This is a genomic window from Affinibrenneria salicis (assembly GCF_008710095.1).
The window spans coordinates 24,271-47,849 of sequence record NZ_VYKJ01000022.1 but is presented as its reverse complement, the minus strand read 5'-3'; the positions used below and the strand labels follow the sequence as shown (position 1 = coordinate 47,849).

Here is a 23,579-nt window from a genome sequence, read left to right as displayed (position 1 = left end):
TGAACGGCCCGCAAAATCTGCGATTTCAGGGACAGTACCTTGACCGGGAAACCGGCCTGCATTATAACCTGTTCAGGTACTACGACCCGCAGTGCGGGCGGTTTACCCAGCCGGACCCGATAGGGCTAAGAGGCGGGTTAAACTTATATGCTTATGCGCCAAATCCTTTAAGTTGGATCGATCCGCTTGGGTTAAGTCCCGTAAGCCCTAAAACGATCTTATTTTCACAAGATAGTATTAACCCTATTTTTGATGATGGTAGAAACGTTAATGAGTTAATACATAGGCTCAAAAATGATCCGTCATATATAAACCAAGCAGAGCCAATTAGAAAAGTAAGGATGGCTGATTTACCTACCAGCGTACAAGATAAGCTATTATCACAAGGTGCACATAAAGACTCTGTTTTCAGTTTGGATAATAGACACCTTTATGCTGCTAAAGAGGCTGGGGTATCTAAAATCCCATCGAGATGGGCAACTCCAGATGAGTTATCTAAAATTAATCTCGATCGACGCTTTTCAACTAAAGATGGCGGTAAGTCAATAAGAACAAGAGGATGTGGTTGATATGGAAATGAAAGAAATACAAACGAAATATGGTGTTATTTATGGGCGAGATGCATTGGTTCTATCTGGAACTGAGCTAAAACTTTATCCATTTAATTTTATTATTAATACATCATTATCCCTATCAGCTTGTAAGCCAGAAATTTTAAACGCTCCAGATGTTAAGGTTAAGTTTATTTTTAGTGATATTGAAAGGCTATCTATTTATAAGTTAGATGAATACCCGAATGAAAAACATTCTAAGTCCAGTTTTGATTATGTTGATGAAACTCATGAAGATGAAAATAAACATATAATACTTAGTACTTATGATCATGTTTTTGATATAATTGGAAAATATGAAGTTGAATATAACTGAATGATTAAAACCGGAAAGATCACCACGATCCTTTCGGTTGTTTTATTTAACTCAGTACATCCTGCTTAACTCGGTTAAGCGTATTTTTAACCTGCTCAAGTTGTTCCCTCAGCGCCTGTTCCTGCGGACTGTCCGGTATTAACACAATACAGTCCCCCGCAATCTTCACTGTTACGCCGGTGCCGGTATTAAATCCCGCCTCACGCAGCCATTTACCTTTAAGATTAATATTGGGTGTGCTGGTATCGCCCCGGTTCGGTACATAGCCGACAATATAACGGCGCTGCGCTTTGGAAATCTTCACTTCTGAAATACAATCGTGTTCAGCCATAATTAACTACCTCACATAGTTGGTTGTGGTCAGCGGTGGCTGAGGGTTGCCGCTCTTAATCACCGCGTTATTTATCAGTCAGTTACGTGCCTGAACAATCAGGGCGCTTAACATCTCCGAAATCATCTTCTGCTTTGCCTTCGGCTGTCGATCTCTTCAATAAGCTGCTGCCATTTTGGCGCAGGGCCACGCTTACGGGCGATCTTCTCCGGTTCTTCGCCAAGCAAATCTTCCAGATAAACCGCTAACAGTCGTGCCACGGCTGGGAGTATGGAGATCTGTATCCGCCGCCTTCCGGCTTCCCTGGCCTGTACGGCCTGCTGGAGACGTTCAGCGCCTGTGCAACCTGCGTCTGCGTCATCCCCGCGTCCTTCCTCAGCGCGGTGATCCGCCTGCCAAGTTCGGTAATAAATACCTGTTCTTCGTTGCTTATTGGTGCGGCCATAGCCGTTTTACCTGAAATCCTTTGAGACCTAATGGTAATCTCCCCCGAAAAATCAAAGTGTTCATAAGTAGAGTTTTCTCGCAATTTGAACGTATGACGCATGAGATTCACTATGAAAAATCACGCGTTACCGACAAGCCGGATCATCGCCACCCTAAGACAGACCTTGTTCAGGCACGCCTGTGCCTGAACAAGGTCGGGAGCATGGCGTCAGCCGTTACGGAAGATGTAGCTGTAAGCGCTCAGCGCCGGCGCGCCGCCCAGGTGGGCATACAGCACTTTCGAGCCTTTCGGGAATTCGCCGTTGCGGATCATATCAATCATCCCCTGCATGGATTTGCCTTCATATACCGGATCGGTCATCACGCCTTCCATGCGGGCGCACAGCCGGATGGCTTCTAGCGTGCCTTCATTCGGCAAACCGTATTCCGGCCCGCCGTAGCGGGTATCCAGCACCACGTCTTCCTCCGTGAGATCCTGACCCAACTCGACCAGTTTGGCCGTATTCTGCGCAATACGCAGGATCTGAGCTTTAGTTTTTTCCGGTTTGGCCGACGCATCGATACCGATAACGTTGCGGGCGCGGCCATCGGCGGCAAAACCGACCACCATGCCGGCCTGGGTGCTGCCGGTGACGGAGCAGACGACGATATAGTCAAATTTGAAACCCAGCGCCTTTTCCTGCTGGCGAACTTCTTCCGCAAAGCCGACGAATCCCAGGCCGCCGTAGGGGTGTTCGGAGCAACCGGCTGGTATCGGGAAAGGTTTACCGCCATTTTGCGCCGCCTCGTCCATGGCATTTTTCCAGCTTTCGCGAATGCCGATATCAAAGCCGGCGGCATCCAGGCGCACATCCGCGCCCATAATGCGGGACAGCTCGATGTTTCCTACCCGATCATAAACGGCATCGGCATAGTTCACCCAGTTTTCCTGCACCAGAATGCATTTCATCCCCAGATGTGCCGCCACCGCCGCCACCTGACGCGTCTGGTTAGACTGAATTCCGCCAATGGAAACTAAAGTATCGCACCCCTGCGCCAGCGCTTCGGGAATAAGGTATTCCAGTTTCCGCGTTTTATTGCCGCCAAACGCCAGACCGCTATTACAATCTTCTCGTTTGGCGTAAATTTCTACGTCACCGCCTAAATATTCACTCAGCCTTTTCATTGGCGTAATCGGGGAGGGACCAAAAGTTAATGGATAACGCGGGAATTTGTCCAGATTCATAAATAGCGCTCCGGTAAATAATGAGAAATGATGGCCGCAGGTTGTCAGTATTCTGCATAGAAACACTGTCAAACCCTATTCATAACACTACCTGAAAACAGATGAATTTAAATTTCTAAATCAATCATTTTTTATCAATTAAAGCGCATTAAAATAAAAAAATAATAAATTAAATTTCAAAAAAACAAAAATATAAGAAATAAAATTAACCACCATTTCTACACGGCGAGGAGCCGCCGCAAAATTAGTCGCGCATGTCCTTTCCGATAAATCGTCGCCGATAACGTTTTCGTGCGCGGCGGCCAAACGGGGAAAGCGGATTTTTTGCAGGTGGGTCGTTTGCTGACGATAGCGTTTTTTTGATTCAGTTGGTTGAGAAACGCGTGGTGAATGGAGCGAAAAAATTTGAAAAAGAAAAGAAGAAACCGAACTCAGATTTGAGTTTGCTGACGCGGCGATAATGGACGATAGTTTTGTCAACAGTCCGGATTTCTTCTTTTGAGGGTGCCGTATGCCGTACCAAAGATGATTAATAATATTAAGCGAGTTTCGGATTAGGTCCGAATTGATTTTCCGCAGGCTGACTGTCCATGCAGGTAAAGGCCACAAGCACGAGGCCACCGACAAAAGGGACCATACTTATCAGGATCCACCATCCCGACTTGCCGATATCATGAAGACGACGAACGGTAACCGCCAACCCAGGCAGAAGAATGGCTAACGCATAAATCATAAGCAGAATTGCATTCAGTCCAAGCGCCGTATCAATAATAGCTACAACCAAAGAAACGATAATATTAAACAGATAAAACATCCAATATTCTTTACGCCTTGCCCTTCCAGAGAAGCCAACATAATTTTTTAATACGTTTAAGTACCATTGCATAAGGAATATTCCTCCTTGAAATAAAATGTGTAGTAAGTCTTACAGCACCAAATATAATTATATATTAAATAATATCTTCCGTGAAGCATAACATACCCATTGTTAACAACGCGTTTTATTTTATAAGGCAATGTTATTATCTATGGATAATATTGTGCCATTTGTATCGGAAATAATAGCTATTCCGATTTCGGCCTTGCGAGAATAAATATCTCTACGCCATGCATTTCGCCCGGACGTCAAGCAGGGGTTAAAAAAGTTATTGTTGTCGCGCTCATCCTCCCTGAAACCGATAAGTCTGACGAAACAAGGCATCCTGCGTTTCCAGCTCATGGCGCAGAAAAGCGCAAAAATCATTCAACACGGAAGTGAGCGGTTTATTGACCTCGGTCTGAATCTGCAGCGTCCGCTGACTCAGCTGATCCATGTTGATGGACTTCACCTGTAAACCATCGCGTCTGGCGCTGTACAGCACGGAAAAATGGCTGCAGATGACGATGGCGTCCGGCGTATCCAGCAGGAAGGCGTACAAAGTAGAAAAGTGATTACAGGTAAACAGCGGATCAATAAATACGCCGTTCATACGGCATGAGAGATCGAATAGCTGGCGCACGGTAGCCGCCTGATCGGGCAGCACAATCGGATAAGCGTTCAAATCGGCCAGCTGGAAGTCCCGAGAGGCCAGCGGGTGAGTCCCCTGCATCACCGCCAGAAACGGCGCGGAGAACGAGGCGATAACCTGTACGCCATGCTCCGGCGCCAGGCTGAACTTCAGCGCCACGTCGCACTCCCCGTTACGCACCAGATCCGGCACCTGGCGCGCGCTGCCCACCGTCAGCACGAAGTTGACGGTGGCGTGCTGACGGCGAAATTTCGCTATCAGCGTCGGCAACAGATTAAAACCGATACCGTCGGTACAAACAATACGGATCGTTGTCTGGCGCGCCGATTTTAATCCTTCGATTTCAGCAATGGCCAGTTCCATATCAGCCATGCTGCGCCGCACGTGATTTTCCAGAATATGGCCGGCGTCGTTCAGTACCATGCCGCGCGCATGGCGCTCAAACAGTGGTACCCCCAGGCGGCTTTCCAGCCTCTGGATCTGCCGGCTAATGGCGGAAACGGCGACAAACAACTGCTGGCTGGCCGCGCTTAGCGAACCAGTACTGGCCACCGCCATAAAATAACGGATCTCGTTGTTATGCATAGTCTCCCTCACCTGTTGTTTTAATCACGAAAGGCGAACGCCGCATCGCCATAGCATGCCGATACGGCGCAGTATGCACAACAAAGACCGGTTTACGCCGCGGCTCAGATGGCTTCCGCCGACTGCCGCTTGTTGAGCTGCGTGCGTTTACGCATAACTTCCGCTCCTTGCTCAGACAAATCCCAGAACAGACCGGTCATGATCTTAAGCGCCTCCAGCGTCATATCCACCAAAATATGTTCGTTTGGTGCATGCTGAGAGCAAGCCGGATAGGAATGCGGCACCCACAGGGTCGGCAGCCCCAGCGTTTTAGAGAAGCAGGCGTTCGGCAAACCGCCGCCAAAGTTCGGCAACACCGCCGCCGGCGCATCGGCGGATCGGCTAATCGACGCCATCCCCCACTCCACCCACGGATCGGCGGGATCGAGACGGGTCGCTTCGTAGCAGCTTGCGGCGTTGACCACCTCGACATCCTCAAATCCATTGGCGTCCAGATGACGGCGCAGATGATGACTGAAGTTGGCCACATCGCTGCCTACCACATAGCGCATATGGCAATTCGCTCTGGCGCGCGGCGGAATGGCGTGCGCCGGTTTGTCAGGATTGCCGGTCACAAAAGCCAGTACGTCCAGGGTGTTCCAGCCATAGACTTTCTCGGCGGCGCTCAGTCCCGGCTCGCCCCATCCGGGATCGATCTGCGGGTCCGTCGCCCCGCCGCCCAACTCGATATCGGCAAGAATACGGCGCATAGCGTCCGACACCGTCGGCGGCCGCAGCCCGGGAACCAGAATGCGGCCATGGGCATCGACTATGCTGGCGATGGCGTGCGCCAGACGGATGCCGGGATTACTCAGCAGACCGCCCCAGTTGCCCGAATGGTGCGCCCCGTCGCGCAGGTTCAGCTGCAGTTCAAAATTGAACACGCCGCGCGATCCCAGAAACAGGGTCGGGCGGGCGGCGGAAATGCGCGGACCATCGGACGCGATAAACAGGTCGGCGGCCAGCCAATCGCGATACTGCACGCAGATTTCATCCAGACCCGGCGAACCATCCTCTTCACCCATCTCCAGAATCAGCTTCACGTTATAGCCGAGGCGCCCGGCGCGCGCCTTCAGAACCTGTCCCAGCGCCGCCAGATTAACCGTGTGCTGCCCCTTGTTGTCGGCCGTTCCGCGCCCGTACCAGACGTTACCGTCCTGCACCACTTCCCACGGCGACAGTCCGCTGCGCCACTGGCTATCATATCCGCGCACCACATCGCCGTGCCCATAGGTTAACAGCGTCAGCTTCGCTTCCGGCTCCATGCGTCGGGCCAGCAAAAATGGACCTTTCCCGTCGATCGGATTATCCGCCAGCATGCACTCAAAGCCCAGCGCCTGCAGCGCAGGGATCATCTCATCCGTCAGGTAGGACGTCAGTACGGGGCCGCTATCGGCCTCCTGACTTTCCGTTCGGAATGCTACTCTGCGCGCCAGGGTTTCCCTGAATTGTCCTGAAGCAAAATAATCAACGCTCGCCTGGATAGTCTCTTCACGCGTCATATTCAGTTGCCCTCTTTTTTCTCTGGTAATTATGTCGTCAGGTCAGCGGCCTTGTCCGGAACGTCGGTGGGATAACCGCAGTCCGGCACAGTTTGATCCGGCGCGAACGAGGGCGGCGGCGTCCGCCGCGCGATCGCGCATATCTGTTGTCGTTTAAAGCCTGGTCGGTAAACGTTATTGGCGCAGCCAGTTTGGGTACGGACAGCTTGCGGACAAAATACCGCGTATTTTGAACGGCGGTCCGTCCGGCCCGCAGGACGAGCGCAGCGAGTAAGCCGGAGCGTACACGTAGTACGCGAGGATTTCGAGCGCCGCCCGAATTCAAAAGGGCAAGCGAAAGAGCCCTGATGGAATAAGCTATTAGCGTATCATCCCCCCGAACTGATGCGGCGATGAATCACGTTGTGCGCGACGAATCAGGCTTAACATGCGTAATATCCGGGATCCCCAGCCCCGGCTCCGGCGTTAGCACCGAAGCCAACAGCGAACGAGTATACGGGTGTTGCGGCGAGTGGAAAATCTGCTCGCGCGTCCCCTGTTCTACGATCGTTCCCTTCTGCATCACCGCCACATGATCAACCAAATGCTCGACCACCGACAGATTATGACTGATCAACAAATAGGTCAGGCCGAACTCCTGTTTCAACGCCAGCAGCAGGTTGAGGATCTGCGCCTGCACGGAAACATCGAGCGCGGAGGTAGGCTCATCGCAGATCAGAATTTCTGGCCGCATGATCAGCGCACGGGCGATCGCCACCCGCTGGCGCTGGCCGCCGGAAAGCTGACCGGGATACTGGTTGTGCGTTCGAGCCGGCATACCGACCAGGTCGAGCATCTCCCTGACGCGACTTTTGCGCGTCTGCGGCGTACCGATACGGTGCAGACGCAGAGCGACCTCGACAATATCCGCCACCGTACGGCGTGGATTGAGCGACGAATAAGGGTCCTGGAAGATAGGCTGAATGCGCGACGCCATCGCCTTACGGTTGCCGGCGTCTATTTCACGCCCCGCGACCAGCACATTGCCAGCGTCAGGCGTCAGCAGGCCCAGCAGCATCTTCGCCAGCGTGCTTTTGCCGCACCCCGACTCGCCCACCAGTCCCAGGGTTTCTCCGCGCCGGATGCGCAGGGAAACATCGTTTACCGCCTTGATCTCGCCAGGCCGGGCGAACAGGCCGCGATTCAGGCGGAAAACCCGCGATAAGGAACACAGCTCCAGCGCAATATCCTCATTGCCCGCAATATGCGTCGGCAGCGCGGAAGTCGCGCTATTCAGGTTTAGGCTCTGATTCATGCGACCTCCACATCCTGCTGCGGCAAGGCGCGAATACAGCGCACCGCATGCTGATCCGTCACGTCGACGTACGGTGTCTCCTGCCGACAGATATCGGTACAGCGGCAACAGCGGTTACTGAACGCGCAGCCCTGCTGAATGCCAATCAGGCTCGGCACCACGCCGGGAATGGCGTTCAGCGGCTGACCGGGGATGGTTTTCCCCTGAGTTGGAATACAGTCGAGCAGCGCGCGCGTATAGGGATGATGCGGATGGTTAAACAAAGTCATCACCGGCGCGGTTTCAACAATCTGCCCGGCGTACATCACCGCTACCCGATCGGCGATGCGCGCCACCACGCCCAGGTCATGGGTGATAAAGATCACCGCCAGACCGAACTCCTTCTGCAGCTCGCGCAGCATACGCAGGATCTGCGCCTGAATCGTCACATCCAGCGCGGTGGTCGGCTCGTCGGCGATAATCAGCTCCGGCTCGCACATCAGCGCCATGGCAATCATAATGCGCTGACGCAGACCGCCAGAAAGCTGATGGGGGTACTGATTAAGACGGTCCGCCGCTGCGGGAATACCGACGCGCTCCATCAGGTAAACCGCTCGTTCGCGCGCCTGCGCCGTCGAAACCCTACGATGCGCCAGAAGGGTTTCACATAGCTGCTCGCCCAATGTATAAGAGGGGTTGAGCGAAGTCATCGGCTCCTGAAAAATCATCGACATCTTATCGCCGCGCAGAGCGCTAATCTCTCGCTTTTTCAGCGCCTGCAATTCAGAGCCTTTGAAGCGGATATGGTCCGCGCTGCGTACGGCCTTACGTGGCAGCAGATCCATCAGCGCCAGCGACGTCATGGATTTGCCGCAGCCGGATTCGCCAACCAGACACAGTATCTCTCCGCGCCGCACCGAAAAATCCAGCCCGCGCACCGCATGCAGCGTTCCGCGGGGCGTAGGCAGATCGACGCGCAGATTTTTCACATCCAGCAAAATGTCGTTATTCATAACCCGCTCCTCAGTTACGCCCATCCAGCGCGGTAATATCGCGCAGACCGTCACCCACCAAATTGATCCCAAGAACAAGGACAGCCAGAACGATGCCGGGGATTAAAATAACCCACGGCTGAAAGAACATGTACGCCTTGCCTTCGGCCACCATCAGCCCCCACGACGGCATCGGCGGCTGTACGCCCAGCCCAAGGAAAGAAAGCGTGGCTTCCAGCAGAATGGCGTGGGCGATTTCCAGCGTCGCCACCACCGTCAGCGGACCGGTCAGGTTGGGCAGAATCTCCCGCAGCATGATAAACAGCGAGGAGGCGCCCAGCGTTTTAGCGGCGGCGATAAATTCCGCCTCGCGCAGCTGCCGGGTCACCGAGCGGGAAACGATCAGAAAGCGATCCCACAGCAGCAGCCCCAGCAACAGGATCACTACTTTTACCGAACCACCTATCAGCGAGGCGGTGGCCAGCGCCACCAGGATAATCGGCATCGACAGGCGCACCGTCAGGATATAGCTGACCGTCGCATCGACTCGCCCGCCGAAATAGCCGGCCAGCACCCCGAGCGTAATACCGATAAAACCGGCCACCAGCACGGAAACCAGACCAATCAACAACGACACCCGTGCGCCGTACAACAGCCGGCTCAGATAGTCGCGCCCCAGCTTGTCCGTGCCCAGAATATGCTGCCAGCCGCCCTTTTCATGCCATATCGGCGGTATCAGGCGCCGGCTGACGTCCTGTGCGTAAGGATCGTGCGGGCTGATTAACGGCGCGAGAAGCGCCGCCAGCACAATAACCGCCAGAATAATCAGGCCGAGCGTCATGCTGTGATGTCCAAAGATACTCCCCAGCCAGCGCCGCCAGGGCGCTGGCTCCGGCAGCAGACCGGCATCAGGCGCGGAAACGCCGGCAGTCAGCGAAGAAGAGAGTGATGAAGAGGTTTTCATGGTAGCTCCCTATGAGGTGCGCAGACGCGGATCGAGTACCGCATTCAGCACGTCCGCCAGAAATGTCAGCCCGATATAAAACACCGCGATGATCAGGACGATAGCCTGCACCACCGGAAAATCGTTGCGGGAAATGGAATCCCAGGCCAGTTGCCCCAGCCCCTGCAGGGCGAACACCGACTCAATCACCACCGAACCGCCCAGCATGAAGCCCAGCTCCACCGTCGCCAGCGCCACGACCGGGATGATGGCGTTGCGCAGCCCGTGCTTAACGATTACCCGAAAAGAGCTCAGCCCTTTGGCCCGGGCGGTGCGAATATAGTCCGAGCCCAGCACGTCCAGCATGCCGGAGCGCGTCAGGCGCATCAGCGACGGCATGGCGTAATAGCCCAGCGCAATGGCCGGCAGGACAAAGTTCCGCCAGCTGCCGTTGCCGGCCACCGGCAACCACTTCAGATCCACCGCGAAGATGACGATCAGCAACAGGGCGAACCAGAAATTGGGCATCGCCTGGCCGATCACGGAGATGAAAATCGAACATCTGTCGATCCAGGTATCGCGAAATACCGCGGCCATTACCCCCAGCGGGATCGCTACCACCAGCGCCAGCAGCAGCGATACCGCGCCCAGCTTCAAAGTAATGGGCATTCTCTGGCCAATCAGCTCCATCACCGTGTTTTCAAAATAGAACGAGCGACCAAAATCAAGCTGCAGGGCCGACCACATCCAGTGCAGAAACTGCGTAGTCAGCGGCTGGTCCAGTCCATATTGCAGCCGGATACGCTCAACCACTTCAGCCGTGGCCTCCGGCCCGGCGATCGCCGCCGCCAGATCGCCGGAAAGATGCAGGAGAGAAAAACTGACCACCGCCACGGTAAACAGCACCGCCAGCGCAACCAGAAGCCGATGTAAGATATAAACAATCATGAACTGTTCCTTATGTTCACCAAAGGCTGCGGGAAGCGGAAACGCGACCAACTCCCGCCCGCGCGTTACTTCCAGCTCGCCAGCGCAAAACGCGGCAGCTCATCCGGCCAACTGTCGAAGTTCAGATCGGCGGTGAAGGCGTAATTGGTTGAATAGGAAAACAGCGGCGCCAGATAAGCCTGAGCGGAGATGCGGCCCAGCAAATCCGCATACCGCGCGCTGCGCTGTTGCGGGTCGAGAGTTTCATCGGCTTTGCTCAGCAGGCCGGTGACTTCGGCGTCTTTCCAGATATCGTCGCCCTTGCCGCCGAAATAAGGCGTAACGAAGGCGGACGCGTCATTGATCGAGTAAGAGCCCCAGGTGCGCACCGCCATTGGCGCCTTACCGGAGATCAGATCGGCCGACAGTACCGTGTACTGCACATAATGCAGCCGGGCGCGGATGCCGACTTTACGCAAATCGCCGATGATCGCCTCCGCGTAATCCCGTTCACGATAGGCCCAGATATCGGTGTCAAAACCGTCGGGGTAACCCGCCTGCGCCAGCAATTGTTTGGCTTTTTCCGGATCGTACTCATACTTAATCACCTTGCTGGCATCGCAGGCGGTTTGCGCGGAAAAACAGGCGGAGTAGACCGGTTGGCTGCCTCCGCCCACCAGGTTATCGACCATTGCCTTACGGTTGATGGCATAGTTCACCGCCTGACGAACGCGCAGATCTTTGAAGGGTTCCCCGCCCGGCCCGCCGGCATGGGTATTCAGCGCCAGAAACCCGATTCTCATTGTTTCACCGCTTTTCACCGTGATATTCGGCATCATCGCCAGCGAACTCATCTGATCGGCCGGCACCCGCCAAATCCAGTCAACCTGGCCGGTCATCAGTTGAGCCAGGCGAGTTTCCGGGTCGCGAATCACCACAAATTGCAATTTGCCGATTTTCGGCTGACCGCCCGGACTGTCTTTAAAATAATCGGGGTTCTTTTCCATGCTGATCCCCTGCGCCGGCGTCACTTTGGTTATCTTATAGGGGCCTGTGCCAATCGGGGCTTTGCTGAAACCGGCCAGTTTGACCTGCTCAAAGTATTTGGCGGGTAAAATCGGCGTCGGACCGGATAAATATTCCAGCGCCGCCGGGAACGGTTTTTCCAGATGCAGTTTTATCGTGTAATCATCAATCTTTTCGGTTTTTTTAATCCAGTTAACGCTTTGCGGCATAACGGAGGCGGTATTATCCCCGGCAATTTTAGTAAAGGTATACACTACGTCATCCGCGCTAAAATCATCGCCGTTATGAAATTTAACGCCTTTGCGCAAATGCAGAGTCAAAACCAGCGGAGATTCCCATTGCCACGAAGCGGCCAGCTGGGGTTTATATTCACCGGTTTTCGGATCGCGATAAATGAGTCTGTCCCACGCCAGCGAGGAAATAATGACGCCTTCACGCAGAGTATTATGATAAGGACTAATATTTTCCACCTCGTTGTCCGAGGCATACACTAACGTGTCATTCTGTTTGCCCGCATAACTGCAGGAAGCGAAGCCAATCAGTAATGCAGATAGCGCATAGCGCGCTATCAGTCTTGCCGGGGAACGAGTCATGCTATTCTCCATATCATTAATGAATAAATTAAATAGCCATCATAGCGATACCCGGCAAATGTCAGGATTCGAACGCTCCGCGCCGGAAAGACGGCGGGTATCTCTGCGTAATTCACTGCAAGACGGGAGCCAATCGCTGTGTTATATCCTTACTGATTTTAGGCAGTAGGTTTCTAATAATAAGAAACCACAGGCGTGGCCTGCTTTATTTTTGAATGCTGAACGTGAAGGGATAAACGTTTTTTTTAATATACGTTTTTTATACCGACCGCCGGAACAATAACAGTGCAGGTGAAAACGGGTTTGCACTATTTAAAAGCACGACGCAAGGCGCTTTATTTTATACGCTAAATAAGTCGAGTAGCGGAGAAGCGGCAAGAGAGTGACAAATCGTCAGGAACGAATGAATTACGCCGCACCGGCAGAATAAGGAAGAGACTGGCGACGGCCGAAGGGGGTATGCTGGCGCCTCCTCCCGATGCGAGGAGGCGTGAATGCGCCGTCGTAACGAAGAGAGTTATTCCTCTTTCTTCGCGTCGACCAGCAGTTTTTCCAGCGCATCGCCGCCAATATGGCGAAAATCCTGGCCTTTGACGAAGTAGAAAATAAATTCACAGATATTCTGGCAGCGGTCGCCGATGCGCTCAATAGAACGGGCGCAGAACAACGCGGTCAGCACGCTGGGAATTGTGCGCGAATCCTCCATCATGTAGGTCATCAGCTGGCGCACGATCCCTTCGTACTCCTTATCCACCTTCTTATCTTCCCGGTAGATACGCACCGCCTCGTCTAAATCCATGCGGGCAAAGGCATCCAGCACATCATGCAGCATCTGCACCGTATGGCGGCCCAGCGACTCCAGGCTCACCAGCAGCGGCTGGTGCTGATGAGAAAACTTCTCCAGCGCGGCGCGGCAGATTTTATCCGCCACGTCGCCGATTCGCTCCAGCTCGGAGATGGTTTTGATGATCGCCATCACCAGACGCAAATCGCTGGCCGTCGGCTGGCGCTTAGCGATGATACGCACGCAGGCCTCATCGATGGCGACTTCCATCATATTGACCTTTTTGTCGGCTTCAATCACCTGCTGCGCCAGCGATTCGTCCTGATTGTGCATCGCGGTGATGGCATCCGTCAGTTGCTGTTCCACCAGCCCGCCCATCGTCATCACCTGGGTGCGGATGTGCTCCAGTTCGGCATTGAACTGACCGGAGATATGTTTGTTGAGGTTTAGATTTTCCATGACGCTCTCCGTAATCAACCGTAACGTCCGGTGATGTAATCTTCAGTCTGTTTCTGCTTCGGCGCAGTAAACAGGGTATCAGTATCACTGAACTCAATCAGTTCGCCCAGATACATAAATGCGGTGTGGTCTGAACAGCGCGCCGCCTGCTGCATGTTGTGCGTCACAATCACCACCGTGTAATCGACCTTCAGTTCGGAGATCAACTCTTCGATTCTGCCGGTAGAAATGGGATCCAGCGCGGAGCAAGGCTCATCAAGCAGCAGAACGTCCGGGCGAATGGCAATCCCGCGCGCGATGCATAAACGCTGTTGCTGGCCGCCGGACAGGCTATACCCGCTCTGGTGCAGCTTATCACGCGTTTCGTGCCACAGCGCCGCTTTAGTCAGCGCCCACTGCACGCGTTCATCCATATCCGCGCGCGACAATTTTTCAAACAGGCGCACGCCGAAAGCGATGTTGTCGTAAATCGACATCGGAAACGGCGTGGGCTTCTGAAACACCATACCGACTTTGGCGCGCAGCAGGGCGATATCCTGCTTATCCATCAAAATATTATCGCCGTCGAGCAGAATTTCGCCTTCCGCCCGCTGTTCCGGATACAACTGATACATCTTATTCAGGGTGCGCAACAGCGTGGACTTACCGCAGCCCGACGGGCCGATAAAGGCCGTTACCTGATTGCGGGCAATATCCAGCGAAATATTTTTTAGCGCATGATATTTGCCGTAATAGAAATTCAGGTCGCGTACCTGGATTTTGCTGGTGGATGTCTCAGTAACCATACTCATCAAGACTTCTCTCTTTTACTGGCGCGCCGCAGGCAACACCTAAAAATGGGTTAACTCTTTCTGGCGAAAATAACCCGCGCCAGGATATTTAATAACAGTACGCACAGGGTAATCAGCAGCACGCCAGCCCAGGCCAGTTGCTGCCATTCAACGAACGGGCTCATGGCGAACTTGAAGATGGTGACCGGCAGGTTGGCTATCGGGTGCATCAGATCGGTATTCCAGAACTGATTCGACAGCGAGGTAAACAGCAGCGGAGCGGTTTCCCCGGCAATACGCGCTACGGCCAGCAAGACGCCGGTGATGATGCCGGATATCGACGCTTTCAGCGTGATGGCGGAGATCATCTTCCATTTGGGCGTGCCTAACGCGTAGGCCGCTTCCCGCAGGCTGTCCGGCACCAGTTTCAGCATGTTTTCCGTGGTGCGGATAACGATAGGCACCTGCAGCAGCGCCAGCGCGATAACCCCGGCCCAGCCGGAAAATTGCTGCATTTGCGCCACCACCAGCGTGTACACGAACAGGCCGACCACGATCGACGGCGCGGACAACAGAATATCGTTAATAAAACGGATGACTTCGGCGATCCATGATTTACGTCCGTACTCGGCCAGATAGATGCCGGCCATAATGCCCAGCGGCGTGCCGAAAATCGTCGCCCACAGGATCAGCAAGCCGCTGCCGACAATGGCGTTGGCCAGCCCGCCGCCGGCGGTATTCGGCGGCGGCGTCATTTCGGTGAACAGCGCCAGAGACATCCCGTCAAAACCTTTGGTGATGGTGGCGAACAGGATCCAGACCAGCCAGAACAGGCCAAAGACCATGGTGGTCATGGAAAGGCACAGCGCGATACGGTTGATCAGACGGCGTTTAGCCTGCATCTTGCGCCGGGACTGAGCCAGTGCGGCGTCCTCATTTGCAATTCCCAGAGTTGCCATTAGCGCGTTCCCTCATTTTTCGCCAGACGCATAATCATGATTTTCGAACACGCCAGCACAATAAAGGTGATGATAAACAGGATAAGCCCCAGCTCCATCAGGGCGGCGGTATGCAGACCGGATTCCGCCTCGGCGAACTCGTTGGCCAGCGCCGAAGTAATACTGTTGCCGGGCATAAATAGCGAAGAGCTCAACTGGTAGGTGTTGCCGATAATAAAGGTCACCGCCATGGTTTCTCCCAGCGCGCGCCCCAGTCCGAGCATCACGCCGCCAATCACGCCGTTTTTGGTATAGGGCAGAACGATGTGCCAGATGACCTCCCAGGTGGTGCAGCCGATGCCGTAAGCCGACTCTTTCATCATCACCGGAGTCTGTTCGAACACATCGCGCATTACGGCGGCGATGTAAGGAATAATCATGATGGCGAGGATCACGCCGGCGGCCAGAATGCCGATGCCGAACGCCGGGCCGGAAAACAGCGCGCCGACGAAGGGAATGGACGACAGCACATCGCCGACCGGCTGCTGGAAGTAGCGGGCAAACAGCGGGGCAAACACAAACAGGCCCCACATGCCGTAAACGATACTGGGGATCGCAGCCAGCAGCTCGATCGCCACGCCTAATGGACGTTTCAGCCAGCCAGGCGCCAGTTCGGTAAGAAACAGAGCGATGCCGAAACTCACCGGCACCGCGATAATCAGCGCAATTAACGAGGTCACTACAGTGCCGTAGATAGGCACCAGCGCGCCAAATTGCTCAGCGGGCGCGTTCCACTCTTTGGTCCATAGAAATGCGAAGCCGAATTTTTCGATACTTGGCCAGGATGCTACGAGGAGAGACAGGATAATGCCGCCAAGCAGTAACAGGGTGATTAACGCCGCCAGTCTGACCAACAAGGCAAAAATAACATCACCATATTTACCCGGAGATTTGATAACCGGCTTGTATTCAGCCATACGATACTCTGCTTTATTCAGTTAGGTTTGATAACCCGTCTCTTTCGTTGCGCGTAAAAAAAGAGGAGTTATCTTGCCCCAGGCCGCGCCTCTGATAACAGAGGAACGGCCCGGGGTGACGAGGTATAACAATACTATCAGTACAGCGCCTTACCGCTAGCATCTTTAATCTGCGTTTTCCAGGCCGCGCGTACCTGTTCAACCACAGAATCAGGCAGAGTAGCATAATCCAGATCGGTGGCTTGCTTGCCGCCTTCTTTATACGCCCAGTCAAAGAATTTCAGCACTTCAGCACCCTGTTCCGGACGGCTCTGCTTGTTGTGCACCAGAATGAAGGTGGTTGACGTGATCGGCCAGGCATCGCTGCCCTTCTGGTTGGTCAGATCCTGCGCAAACGACTTGCTCCAGTCTATGCCTTTCGCGGCGTTACTGAAGCTGCTGCCGGTCGGGCTGACCGCCTGACCATCGGCAGAAACGAGTTTAGTGTAGGCCAGATTATTTTGTTTCGCGTAGGCATACTCCACATAACCGATGGAGCCAGGCAGACGCTGAACAAAGGCGGCTACGCCGTCGTTCCCTTTACCGCCCAGACCGGTCGGCCAGTTAACGGTAGAACCGGAACCCACTTTCTCTTTCCACTGAGCATTGACTTTAGCCAGGTAGCTGGTAAAGACGAAGGAGGTGCCGGAGCCATCAGCGCGGCGCACGACGGCGATATCCTGATCGGGCAGCTTCGCATTCGGGTTCAGCTTAGCAATCGCCGGATCGTTCCATTTTTTCACCGTACCCAGGTAGATATCGCCCAGCGTTTTACCGTCCAGGGTCAGATCGCCGGATTTAATGCCGGGAATATTAACGGCCAGCACTACGCCGCCGATCACGGTCGGGAACTGGAACAGACCATCCTGAGCCAGCTTATCGTCGGACAGCGGAGCATCCGATGCGCCAAAATCAACGGTATTGGCAATAATTTGTTTCACGCCGCCGGAAGAACCAATGCCCTGATAGTTCACTTTGGTTCCGGTTTCTTTCTGATAGGAATCTGCCCACTTGGCATAAACCGGAGCGGGGAACGTTGCGCCCGCGCCGGTCAGGTTAGTTGCAGCAAATGCGGAAATCGTAGTCAGTGAAACGCCTGCTGCAACGATACTGGCTAAAGTGGTACGCATCAGTTTCATAATCCCTCCTGTGGGATATTAAAATTCGACCCAGAGTCGCTTTTAATCAGAATAGTCATGCTTGCAGGAGAAAAATAGGACAGAACGGTGACAGTAATATGTACGTAATATGACAGTTTTATGACGGAGCGAAAATTAACCGGGGCGCAGACCTGCTGGTCGATCGCCCCGGGACTGACGGCGCAGCTTCGCACGACGTCGTTCTGCGCACTGAACGCCATTGACGTCAGTTTAGTGCACCAGCTCCCCACTGAACAGCTGATAGATGGTATTCGGCGTATAGCTGTTGTCCTGATAATAGATGGTCCAGTCGGTAATCAGCGATGGTTCGAGCGAATAGACGCCCCCATCCTTCATCGACTTCACATAAAAAGGCTGGTTAATCAGTCGGCCGTTGAACGTGTCTCCCTGCATGTTTTCTAAAATAAACCACATGTGCTCCCGCTCTTCGCCTTGTTCGCCGTGCGGGATGCCGCACTTCACCATAAAACCCCATTCGCGTTTCTCTTCCGCCGGCGCTTTTTTCAGCAGGCGGGAAAAAAAACCGGGCTTCCCGGTCTTAGTCGAAACGCCATAGTTCTCAAACATACGGGTGAAATAGTGCCAGCGGGATTGAGCGCGATGCGCCATCTGACCGGTTTCCCGGTTGGTGCGCAGAAACATGATCGCATTCTGGTCTTCATATCCTTTAAAGAACGTTTCCAGCACCGGATGTTCCTCATTGGTACGGAACAACATACTGGCGGGGTGTCGGTGGTTTTCATCGCGATCGGCCCGATCGCCCGTGAACTGATTTTCAGCCACGCCGTCCAGATCGAAACGCATCTCTTCGAGCGGGCGCAGCTGATCGAGCGGCGTCGACTGATTAACGTGGCGTAGCCCTTCCTCATAGGGGAGCGCCACCAGATACTCGTAGCCGCTGTCGGTTTGCCCGCACAATATCGGTTCATTAAAGGTAATACGCTGCTGTTCGATACTGTTATTCACAAAGCTGCACAACAGATTGGGAATCCCGTACCAGGAGCTCAGCGCATCGGGAATCACCAGTTCGGCCTCGGTCAGGCCGCAGCGCGCCAGACCATGGGTATGAAACCAGAATGAGGTTGGCGGATCGTTTTTCGCATCGTAAATCGCATGGATGGTATAAAGCGTATCGATATCGGGCAGCACATCGTCCGCCAGCATAAAGTTCAGCCACTCGCGCGTAAACCCCTTGCCCGCGGCGGAAATATCAATCCCCAGCAGCAGGTCCGGCGCCAGAATCTGCAGCAAACGCAGTTGATAACAGTAGCTAACCAACGGGTGCTGCTGAAAAACGCACTCCACCACAATATCCTGCCCGGTCGCATTCACCCGGGCCAGTAATTCCGGCGACAGCGGATCGGTAGAAAAATATGGCTTAATCTCTTCGCCGGGATCGCGATCCAGCAAGGCGATGACGAAACAGAGCTCATCCTCGCCATGCCGGCAGGTATAAGTGAATCCCGGTTTGTCATCGGATAGATAATCAACTTCGCCCTGCGTAAAAAACGTTTGTTCCTGCAAACGTTGTTCCAGTAGAGGATAGCTCACTTCCCGGGCGGAAAAGGCCACCATCATGGAAGGTTCTCTCTTGCCCTCGCCGGCGGCGATATCCAGATACTGCTGTTTATTATCCATAGCTAACCGTTTCTATTGATGAATAAGGCTAATTATTTCAGAATAACAGTTTATATTTTAACGGGAAATAGTCTAACTATCCGAATCCGCGCCTACCTCGCGCAACGCGGGCATAAAACGGCTGCAGAATGATGGTTCCACGCCGGTAAAGGCCGCCTGATCATGAATAGTTCATCGGTTTCAGGCTCGGAAAACCGCCATAACCGGCAAAGCGTAATTTTAACGCTCCTGAAAAATTAGTCATATAATAAATAACGGTTGCTCTATATCTGACTTATAATTAACTCGCTAAAAGCACAATATTTAGGTTAACCAACTTACCAATAAGTTAATTTACACCCCACGCATTGTTTTATAATGTTGCGACTAAGAAAAACCGCTTAGTTATATAATAAAAAAATCAAATCACGGATGTTTTATATTAAATAAATATATCGCTCATGTATTTCTATGGCTACGCTTAACATAGCAATATTTTTTAATTAAAAATAATATCACCCCTAATAAATCTCAGGGTAATGAAAACGATCACTATTTAATTAAGCAGATTTAATAGTATGTAAACTTCAGTATTGCGTCATAAATAGACAATCAATAAATAGCGGATGTAACTATGAGCATTTATATAAAAGCAGTCGAAACCTATCTTCCCGGGCCAAGTATAACCAATGAAGAACTTGGCGAAAAAATCGGTTTCAAACCGGAGTTAATATATAAACTGTTCGGAAATAAAGGGAGACACTTTTCAACTAACATCCATACCGGAAAAGTAACCTGTACGGCATCCGACCTGATCGACATCGTGATAAAAGCATTATTGCAAAAGAGCAGTATGTGCAAGAGCAGTATCGACTTTATCGTCGTGTCGACCGCCACCCCCGACTACCTGCTGCCGACCAGCCTGAATGAGGCCTGCTTTAAGCTCGAGCTCGGCAACATTGAAACCTATCAGATACTGGCCGGCTGCTCGGGCGCGGTACAGGCGATAAAACTGGCCCATGATTTAATCTCATGTCCTGATAACGATCTGCACAACGGGCTGGTGGTCGGCGTAGAATCCTCCTTTAAATTCTGGGATCTCGACGACGATAACAGCAACAAGAAAAGCATGAAGGAGCTGGTAAACTACACGCTGTTTGGCGACGGAGTCGGAGGATGCATCGTATCGGATGAACGCGACGGGGCCAGCGTTCAAATTAAAGATGTTTACTACAAATACCTGGGGCTGAATGAAAAACCCGGACAGTTGGCCAACTGGAAAGGCACCAGAACTAACATTGATTATCAACCGATGCTACAAGAAGAGTATAAACTGATCGAGAAAATGGTGCCGGTGTTAACCCAGGACACCATGAATATTCTCACCGAAAAATTAAATAAAAATCCTGACTGGTTTATGCCTCCCCAACTGTCTGGCATCATGGTGGAAAAAATTTGCAACAAAATGGGATGGAACGAAAAAAATATCTTTACCATGGTCAGCGATATTGGTAACTGCGCCAATGCTGCTCTTTATTATCAGCTAAAAGAATTTTCCGACATTTCATTTTCCGGACAGAGCGGGACGCTTATTTCAATTGAATCGTCACGCTGGTTGTCATCCGGAATTAACATGATTAAGTTGTGAGACCCGCCATGAAAGTTACGCCGTTAGATAAACTCATCCAGTCAAGAAAGCTATCCCCCGAAGGTAAAAGCAGCATTAATATCGCCGTTTTTAGCAATTATAATCATGAAGCGATATATGGATTACTCAATTACAACTTAAATAAAATAAATTTTTTTGCTGATTTCTATGAATGTTCATACAGTGATTATTTCTTCCATATTATGGAAAATAAAGAAGAAATAAAAAAATATCGGGCTGACGTTCATGCCTTCATTATCGATGATTTTTTTGTTAAAAATAGTCACGACATCATTCTGCCGCTCGCGGATATAAAATCAAATATTCGCCAGTTGCGTGAAAAAATCACGCTGCTGATGCATTTTTCCATCGATCAGTGCCAGTCGCATACCTTGATTAACACCGTTAATATCAGCGAAGATCTGTTGAAACAATTCATTTCACGGGATAGCAGACGGCAGGTGAATGAGGCGATAGCGGAACTGAATGACTTCATCGCGGATTTTGCGCAGCAATACGATAGCGTTTCCGTCATCGATATTGACCGCAGCATCAGCAACAATGCGATAAACAGCAAAAAAAGTAACGCCATCGATATTCTCGCGGATATCAATATGCTGGATTACATCGCAAAAAGCATCTGCGACGATGTGCGTCTGATAGCGGGCAAAGCGTTAAAATGCGTCGTCACCGATCTTGATAACACCCTCTGGCGCGGCACGCTTGCCGATGACGGAATCGATCGGGTGGTCATCAGCGGCGGTAAGGATGGCGCGGCCTTCCTGAGATATCAGGAATATCTGGCTCGATTACACGATCAGGGCGTGATCCTGGCCATCTGCAGTAAAAATGACGAGCAGGATGTGCAGGAAGTATTCCGCGCCCGCAAAGATGAATTGCATATCGGCCTGCATCATTTCTCTAAAGTGATGGCTAACTGGGAGAAGAAAAGCGATAACATTAGCAGAATTGCCAGCGATCTTAATATTTCTCCCGAGCATATTGTTTTTGTTGATGATTCCGAATATGAATGTGCCGAAGTAAAAAATAGCTTACCTGAAATAACCACATTTAACTTTTCCGGTGATATAAACAGCCGTCTCAATGCGTTTATCTGTGAAGACTTTTTCATCAAAGAAACCATTACGCAGAGTGACCGTATTCGCAACATCACCTATTCACAAAACAAAATCAGGGATGAAATAAAAAACAATGCGAACAGCTATGATGACTTTCTGAATAGCCTGCAGCTCAGTTTGCGCGCCAGGCCGGTCGATACTTCCACGCTCGATCGGGTATCGGAGATGACGCTGAGGACCAATCAGTTCAATATGACGACCAGACGTATGCTGGTAAACGAGATCGACGCGTTTTTGCAGGAGGAGGGTAATAACATTCTGATATTTGAATGCGACGATAAAGTGGGCAACTACGGTATCGTGGGCTGCGCCTTCCTTAATCTTAGCGGTCATAAATGTAAAATTCTCAATGTAATCCTCAGCTGTCGGGTTTTTGGCCGCCAGGTCGAGTATGCCATCATGAAGGCTATTGCTCATTTATGTCATAAAAACGAGATTAAAGAAACCGAAGCGCTGTACATTCCAACCAAAAAGAATGAACGTTTCGCTACGTTCTATACTGACTGCGGTTTCGATAAGGCCGGAGAAAATACCTTTTTTTGCAGTGCACTGGACCTTGAACTTCTAAAAAGAAAAAGCAACTTCATCACTTTAACCTGTGAGGGATAACCATGGACATTCAGGAATTTATCGATTTTATTAACAGCAGGAGCGGTATGCAGCTAAAACCAGAGCATGCCGATATTGACTTAGCAAACCTGGATGAATGGGACTCGCTAACTTTTGTATACATGATTATGGCCTTTGAAAGCGAAAAAAATATCGATATGGATATTGAAAAAATACTGCAATGCACCAATCTTCGCGATCTCTGTAAGGTTGTAAATAATGAAGTTGAAAAGAATAGCTAAAGAGCGAAAGCAAACGCTTGTATTTTTAGAATTAGCTAAAAACGTGCCGGGGGTTACCCTCGTCACGGAAATCGCGATAACAAAGCAGGGTGAAAATAAGGTCAATTTAACTGCTGCGCTGGTTAAGGCCATCAGTCGCGCTATGCAGAAATGCAGCGATCTGAATGTACAGATAAAATTTGGCACCAGAGATAGATTGCTGGCGCTGGATGATATCAGCGCGAGAATAACCGTAGAGAAGCAGCTAAATGGCGTTAACGGCGTTTATTCCTGTATCATAAAGGACACCGACCAGAAAAGCCTTGATCAGATACACCATGAGCTGGATGAAATTAAACGTAGCGATGTCGCCAATGATAAAAGATATGCGTTAACCCGCCTGATACATCGGCTACCGCTATTTTTATCCATTTATCTGAGTAAGCTACTGCTGTTTTTTACCCGCAAACAGGCCGCTATGATGGGCAGCTTTACCGTCACCTCGTTTGGCGAACGCAGCCAGTTTTTTTGCGTGCCGATATCAGGATCAACGTTCACATTTACGCTGGGCAACCTGAAAAAACGCGAATCCCAGCCAACGGAAGCCACTCACTATGTGGCGAATCTGGTAATGGTCTTTGACCATCGGGTATTAGACGGCATGTCCGCTTCGCTGTTTTTAAACCGAATAAAAAATTACCTCAGCGAATATCTACAGGAAGGCGGTCGATAAATAACTTCGCACATTGAGCTCCACGTCTCATCAAGCGAGGCCTGTACTGGTGGGATGTCATGTCCTGCAAGTGAGCGCGATTATGCGAAACGATTTAACGGGCAGGGACAGCGGGGTTAACCGTACCGGTCTGGAAAAATCCAGCGCCGGACGGACGTAAACCAAGG

General features: G+C 51.8%; 23 protein-coding genes and 1 pseudogene. 6 read left to right on the top strand and 18 right to left on the bottom strand.

Annotated elements, in window-relative coordinates; genetic code table 11:
- Positions 1 to 569, top strand: a 569-nt coding sequence (locus tag FJU30_RS25310; protein ID WP_150437731.1) for an RHS repeat-associated core domain-containing protein, incomplete at its 5' end; no start/stop codon positions are given.
- 1 nt (position 570) lies between these two features.
- The gene (locus FJU30_RS25305) at positions 571 to 927 is read left to right on the top strand and encodes a hypothetical protein (protein WP_150437730.1); all 357 of its coding nucleotides are present in this window, start codon (positions 571 to 573) and stop codon (positions 925 to 927) included.
- Between the two features lie 46 nt (positions 928 to 973).
- Here the strand turns inward: FJU30_RS25305 and FJU30_RS25300 are convergent, their stop codons facing one another.
- The 18 genes and pseudogenes from FJU30_RS25300 to FJU30_RS25215 form a co-directional block, all read right to left on the bottom strand.
- Positions 974 to 1,258 (bottom strand): SymE family type I addiction module toxin, encoded by a 285-nt coding sequence (locus tag FJU30_RS25300; protein WP_150437729.1) that lies wholly within the window; start codon positions 1,256 to 1,258, stop codon positions 974 to 976.
- Positions 1,259 to 1,336: 78 nt separating this feature from the next.
- Positions 1,337 to 1,703, bottom strand: a pseudogene (locus FJU30_RS27350) (helix-turn-helix domain-containing protein).
- Between the two features lie 210 nt (positions 1,704 to 1,913).
- Entirely contained in the window at positions 1,914 to 2,930 is a 1,017-nt protein-coding gene (locus FJU30_RS25290) for a 1-aminocyclopropane-1-carboxylate deaminase (protein ID WP_150437728.1), read from the bottom strand.
- Between the two features lie 138 nt (positions 2,931 to 3,068).
- A complete protein-coding gene (locus FJU30_RS25285) occupies positions 3,069 to 3,410 on the bottom strand; it encodes a hypothetical protein (protein ID WP_150437727.1) in 342 nt (113 codons plus the stop codon).
- Between the two features lie 58 nt (positions 3,411 to 3,468).
- Entirely contained in the window at positions 3,469 to 3,816 is a 348-nt protein-coding gene (locus FJU30_RS25280; RefSeq protein ID WP_150437726.1) for a DUF805 domain-containing protein, read from the bottom strand.
- Positions 3,817 to 4,090: 274 nt separating this feature from the next.
- Positions 4,091 to 5,023: a LysR family transcriptional regulator gene (locus FJU30_RS25275; protein WP_150437725.1), complete on the bottom strand. Its 933-nt coding sequence runs from the start codon at positions 5,021 to 5,023 to the stop codon at positions 4,091 to 4,093.
- 104 nt (positions 5,024 to 5,127) lie between these two features.
- Positions 5,128 to 6,564 (bottom strand): M20 family metallopeptidase, encoded by a 1,437-nt coding sequence (locus tag FJU30_RS25270; protein ID WP_150437724.1) that lies wholly within the window; start codon positions 6,562 to 6,564, stop codon positions 5,128 to 5,130.
- A 397-nt stretch (positions 6,565 to 6,961) separates the two neighbouring features.
- Complete coding sequence (locus tag FJU30_RS25265; protein WP_150437723.1) at positions 6,962 to 7,858, bottom strand: ATP-binding cassette domain-containing protein; 897 nt, start codon at positions 7,856 to 7,858, stop codon at positions 6,962 to 6,964.
- Positions 7,855 to 8,850: an ABC transporter ATP-binding protein gene (locus tag FJU30_RS25260; RefSeq protein WP_150437722.1), complete on the bottom strand. Its 996-nt coding sequence runs from the start codon at positions 8,848 to 8,850 to the stop codon at positions 7,855 to 7,857. The genes FJU30_RS25265 and FJU30_RS25260 overlap by 4 nt, the downstream gene beginning before the upstream one ends.
- Positions 8,851 to 8,860: 10 nt before the next feature.
- On the bottom strand, positions 8,861 to 9,793 hold the full coding sequence (locus tag FJU30_RS25255) for an ABC transporter permease (protein WP_150437721.1): 933 nt from the start codon (positions 9,791 to 9,793) through the stop codon (positions 8,861 to 8,863).
- A 9-nt stretch (positions 9,794 to 9,802) separates the two neighbouring features.
- Entirely contained in the window at positions 9,803 to 10,720 is a 918-nt protein-coding gene (locus tag FJU30_RS25250) for an ABC transporter permease (RefSeq protein WP_150437720.1), read from the bottom strand.
- Positions 10,721 to 10,785: 65 nt separating this feature from the next.
- Positions 10,786 to 12,318: an ABC transporter substrate-binding protein gene (locus FJU30_RS25245; RefSeq protein WP_150437719.1), complete on the bottom strand. Its 1,533-nt coding sequence runs from the start codon at positions 12,316 to 12,318 to the stop codon at positions 10,786 to 10,788.
- A gap of 517 nt (positions 12,319 to 12,835) precedes the next feature.
- The gene (gene phoU / locus FJU30_RS25240) at positions 12,836 to 13,561 is read right to left on the bottom strand and encodes a phosphate signaling complex protein PhoU (protein WP_150437718.1); all 726 of its coding nucleotides are present in this window, start codon (positions 13,559 to 13,561) and stop codon (positions 12,836 to 12,838) included.
- Positions 13,562 to 13,575: 14 nt separating this feature from the next.
- Positions 13,576 to 14,352, bottom strand: a complete 777-nt coding sequence (gene pstB, locus FJU30_RS25235) for a phosphate ABC transporter ATP-binding protein PstB (protein WP_150437717.1) — start codon at positions 14,350 to 14,352, stop codon at positions 13,576 to 13,578.
- 50 nt (positions 14,353 to 14,402) lie between these two features.
- Positions 14,403 to 15,290: a phosphate ABC transporter permease PstA gene (gene pstA, locus FJU30_RS25230; protein WP_150437716.1), complete on the bottom strand. Its 888-nt coding sequence runs from the start codon at positions 15,288 to 15,290 to the stop codon at positions 14,403 to 14,405.
- A complete protein-coding gene (gene pstC, locus FJU30_RS25225; RefSeq protein WP_150437715.1) occupies positions 15,290 to 16,246 on the bottom strand; it encodes a phosphate ABC transporter permease PstC in 957 nt (318 codons plus the stop codon). Before pstC ends, pstA begins: the two co-directional genes overlap by 1 nt.
- A 137-nt stretch (positions 16,247 to 16,383) precedes the next feature.
- The gene (gene pstS / locus FJU30_RS25220) at positions 16,384 to 17,424 is read right to left on the bottom strand and encodes a phosphate ABC transporter substrate-binding protein PstS (RefSeq protein WP_150437714.1); all 1,041 of its coding nucleotides are present in this window, start codon (positions 17,422 to 17,424) and stop codon (positions 16,384 to 16,386) included.
- Positions 17,425 to 17,655: 231 nt separating this feature from the next.
- Positions 17,656 to 19,083 carry a DUF4026 domain-containing protein gene (locus tag FJU30_RS25215; protein WP_150437713.1) on the bottom strand — a complete coding sequence of 476 codons (1,428 nt, stop codon included), beginning with the start codon at positions 19,081 to 19,083 and terminating at the stop codon, positions 17,656 to 17,658.
- Between the two features lie 613 nt (positions 19,084 to 19,696).
- Between FJU30_RS25215 and FJU30_RS25210 the strand changes: the two genes are divergently transcribed.
- From FJU30_RS25210 to FJU30_RS25195, 4 genes are read left to right on the top strand one after another with little or no spacing between them, the layout of a single operon-like run.
- A complete protein-coding gene (locus FJU30_RS25210; protein WP_150437712.1) occupies positions 19,697 to 20,710 on the top strand; it encodes a beta-ketoacyl-[acyl-carrier-protein] synthase family protein in 1,014 nt (337 codons plus the stop codon).
- Positions 20,707 to 22,458, top strand: a complete 1,752-nt coding sequence (locus FJU30_RS25205) for an HAD-IIIC family phosphatase (RefSeq protein WP_150437711.1) — start codon at positions 20,707 to 20,709, stop codon at positions 22,456 to 22,458. The genes FJU30_RS25210 and FJU30_RS25205 overlap by 4 nt, the downstream gene beginning before the upstream one ends.
- Before the next feature lie 2 nt (positions 22,459 to 22,460).
- A complete protein-coding gene (locus FJU30_RS25200; protein ID WP_150437710.1) occupies positions 22,461 to 22,700 on the top strand; it encodes a phosphopantetheine-binding protein in 240 nt (79 codons plus the stop codon).
- Positions 22,678 to 23,412: a 2-oxo acid dehydrogenase subunit E2 gene (locus FJU30_RS25195; RefSeq protein WP_150437709.1), complete on the top strand. Its 735-nt coding sequence runs from the start codon at positions 22,678 to 22,680 to the stop codon at positions 23,410 to 23,412. Before FJU30_RS25200 ends, FJU30_RS25195 begins: the two co-directional genes overlap by 23 nt.
- Positions 23,413 to 23,579 lie beyond the last annotated feature (167 nt).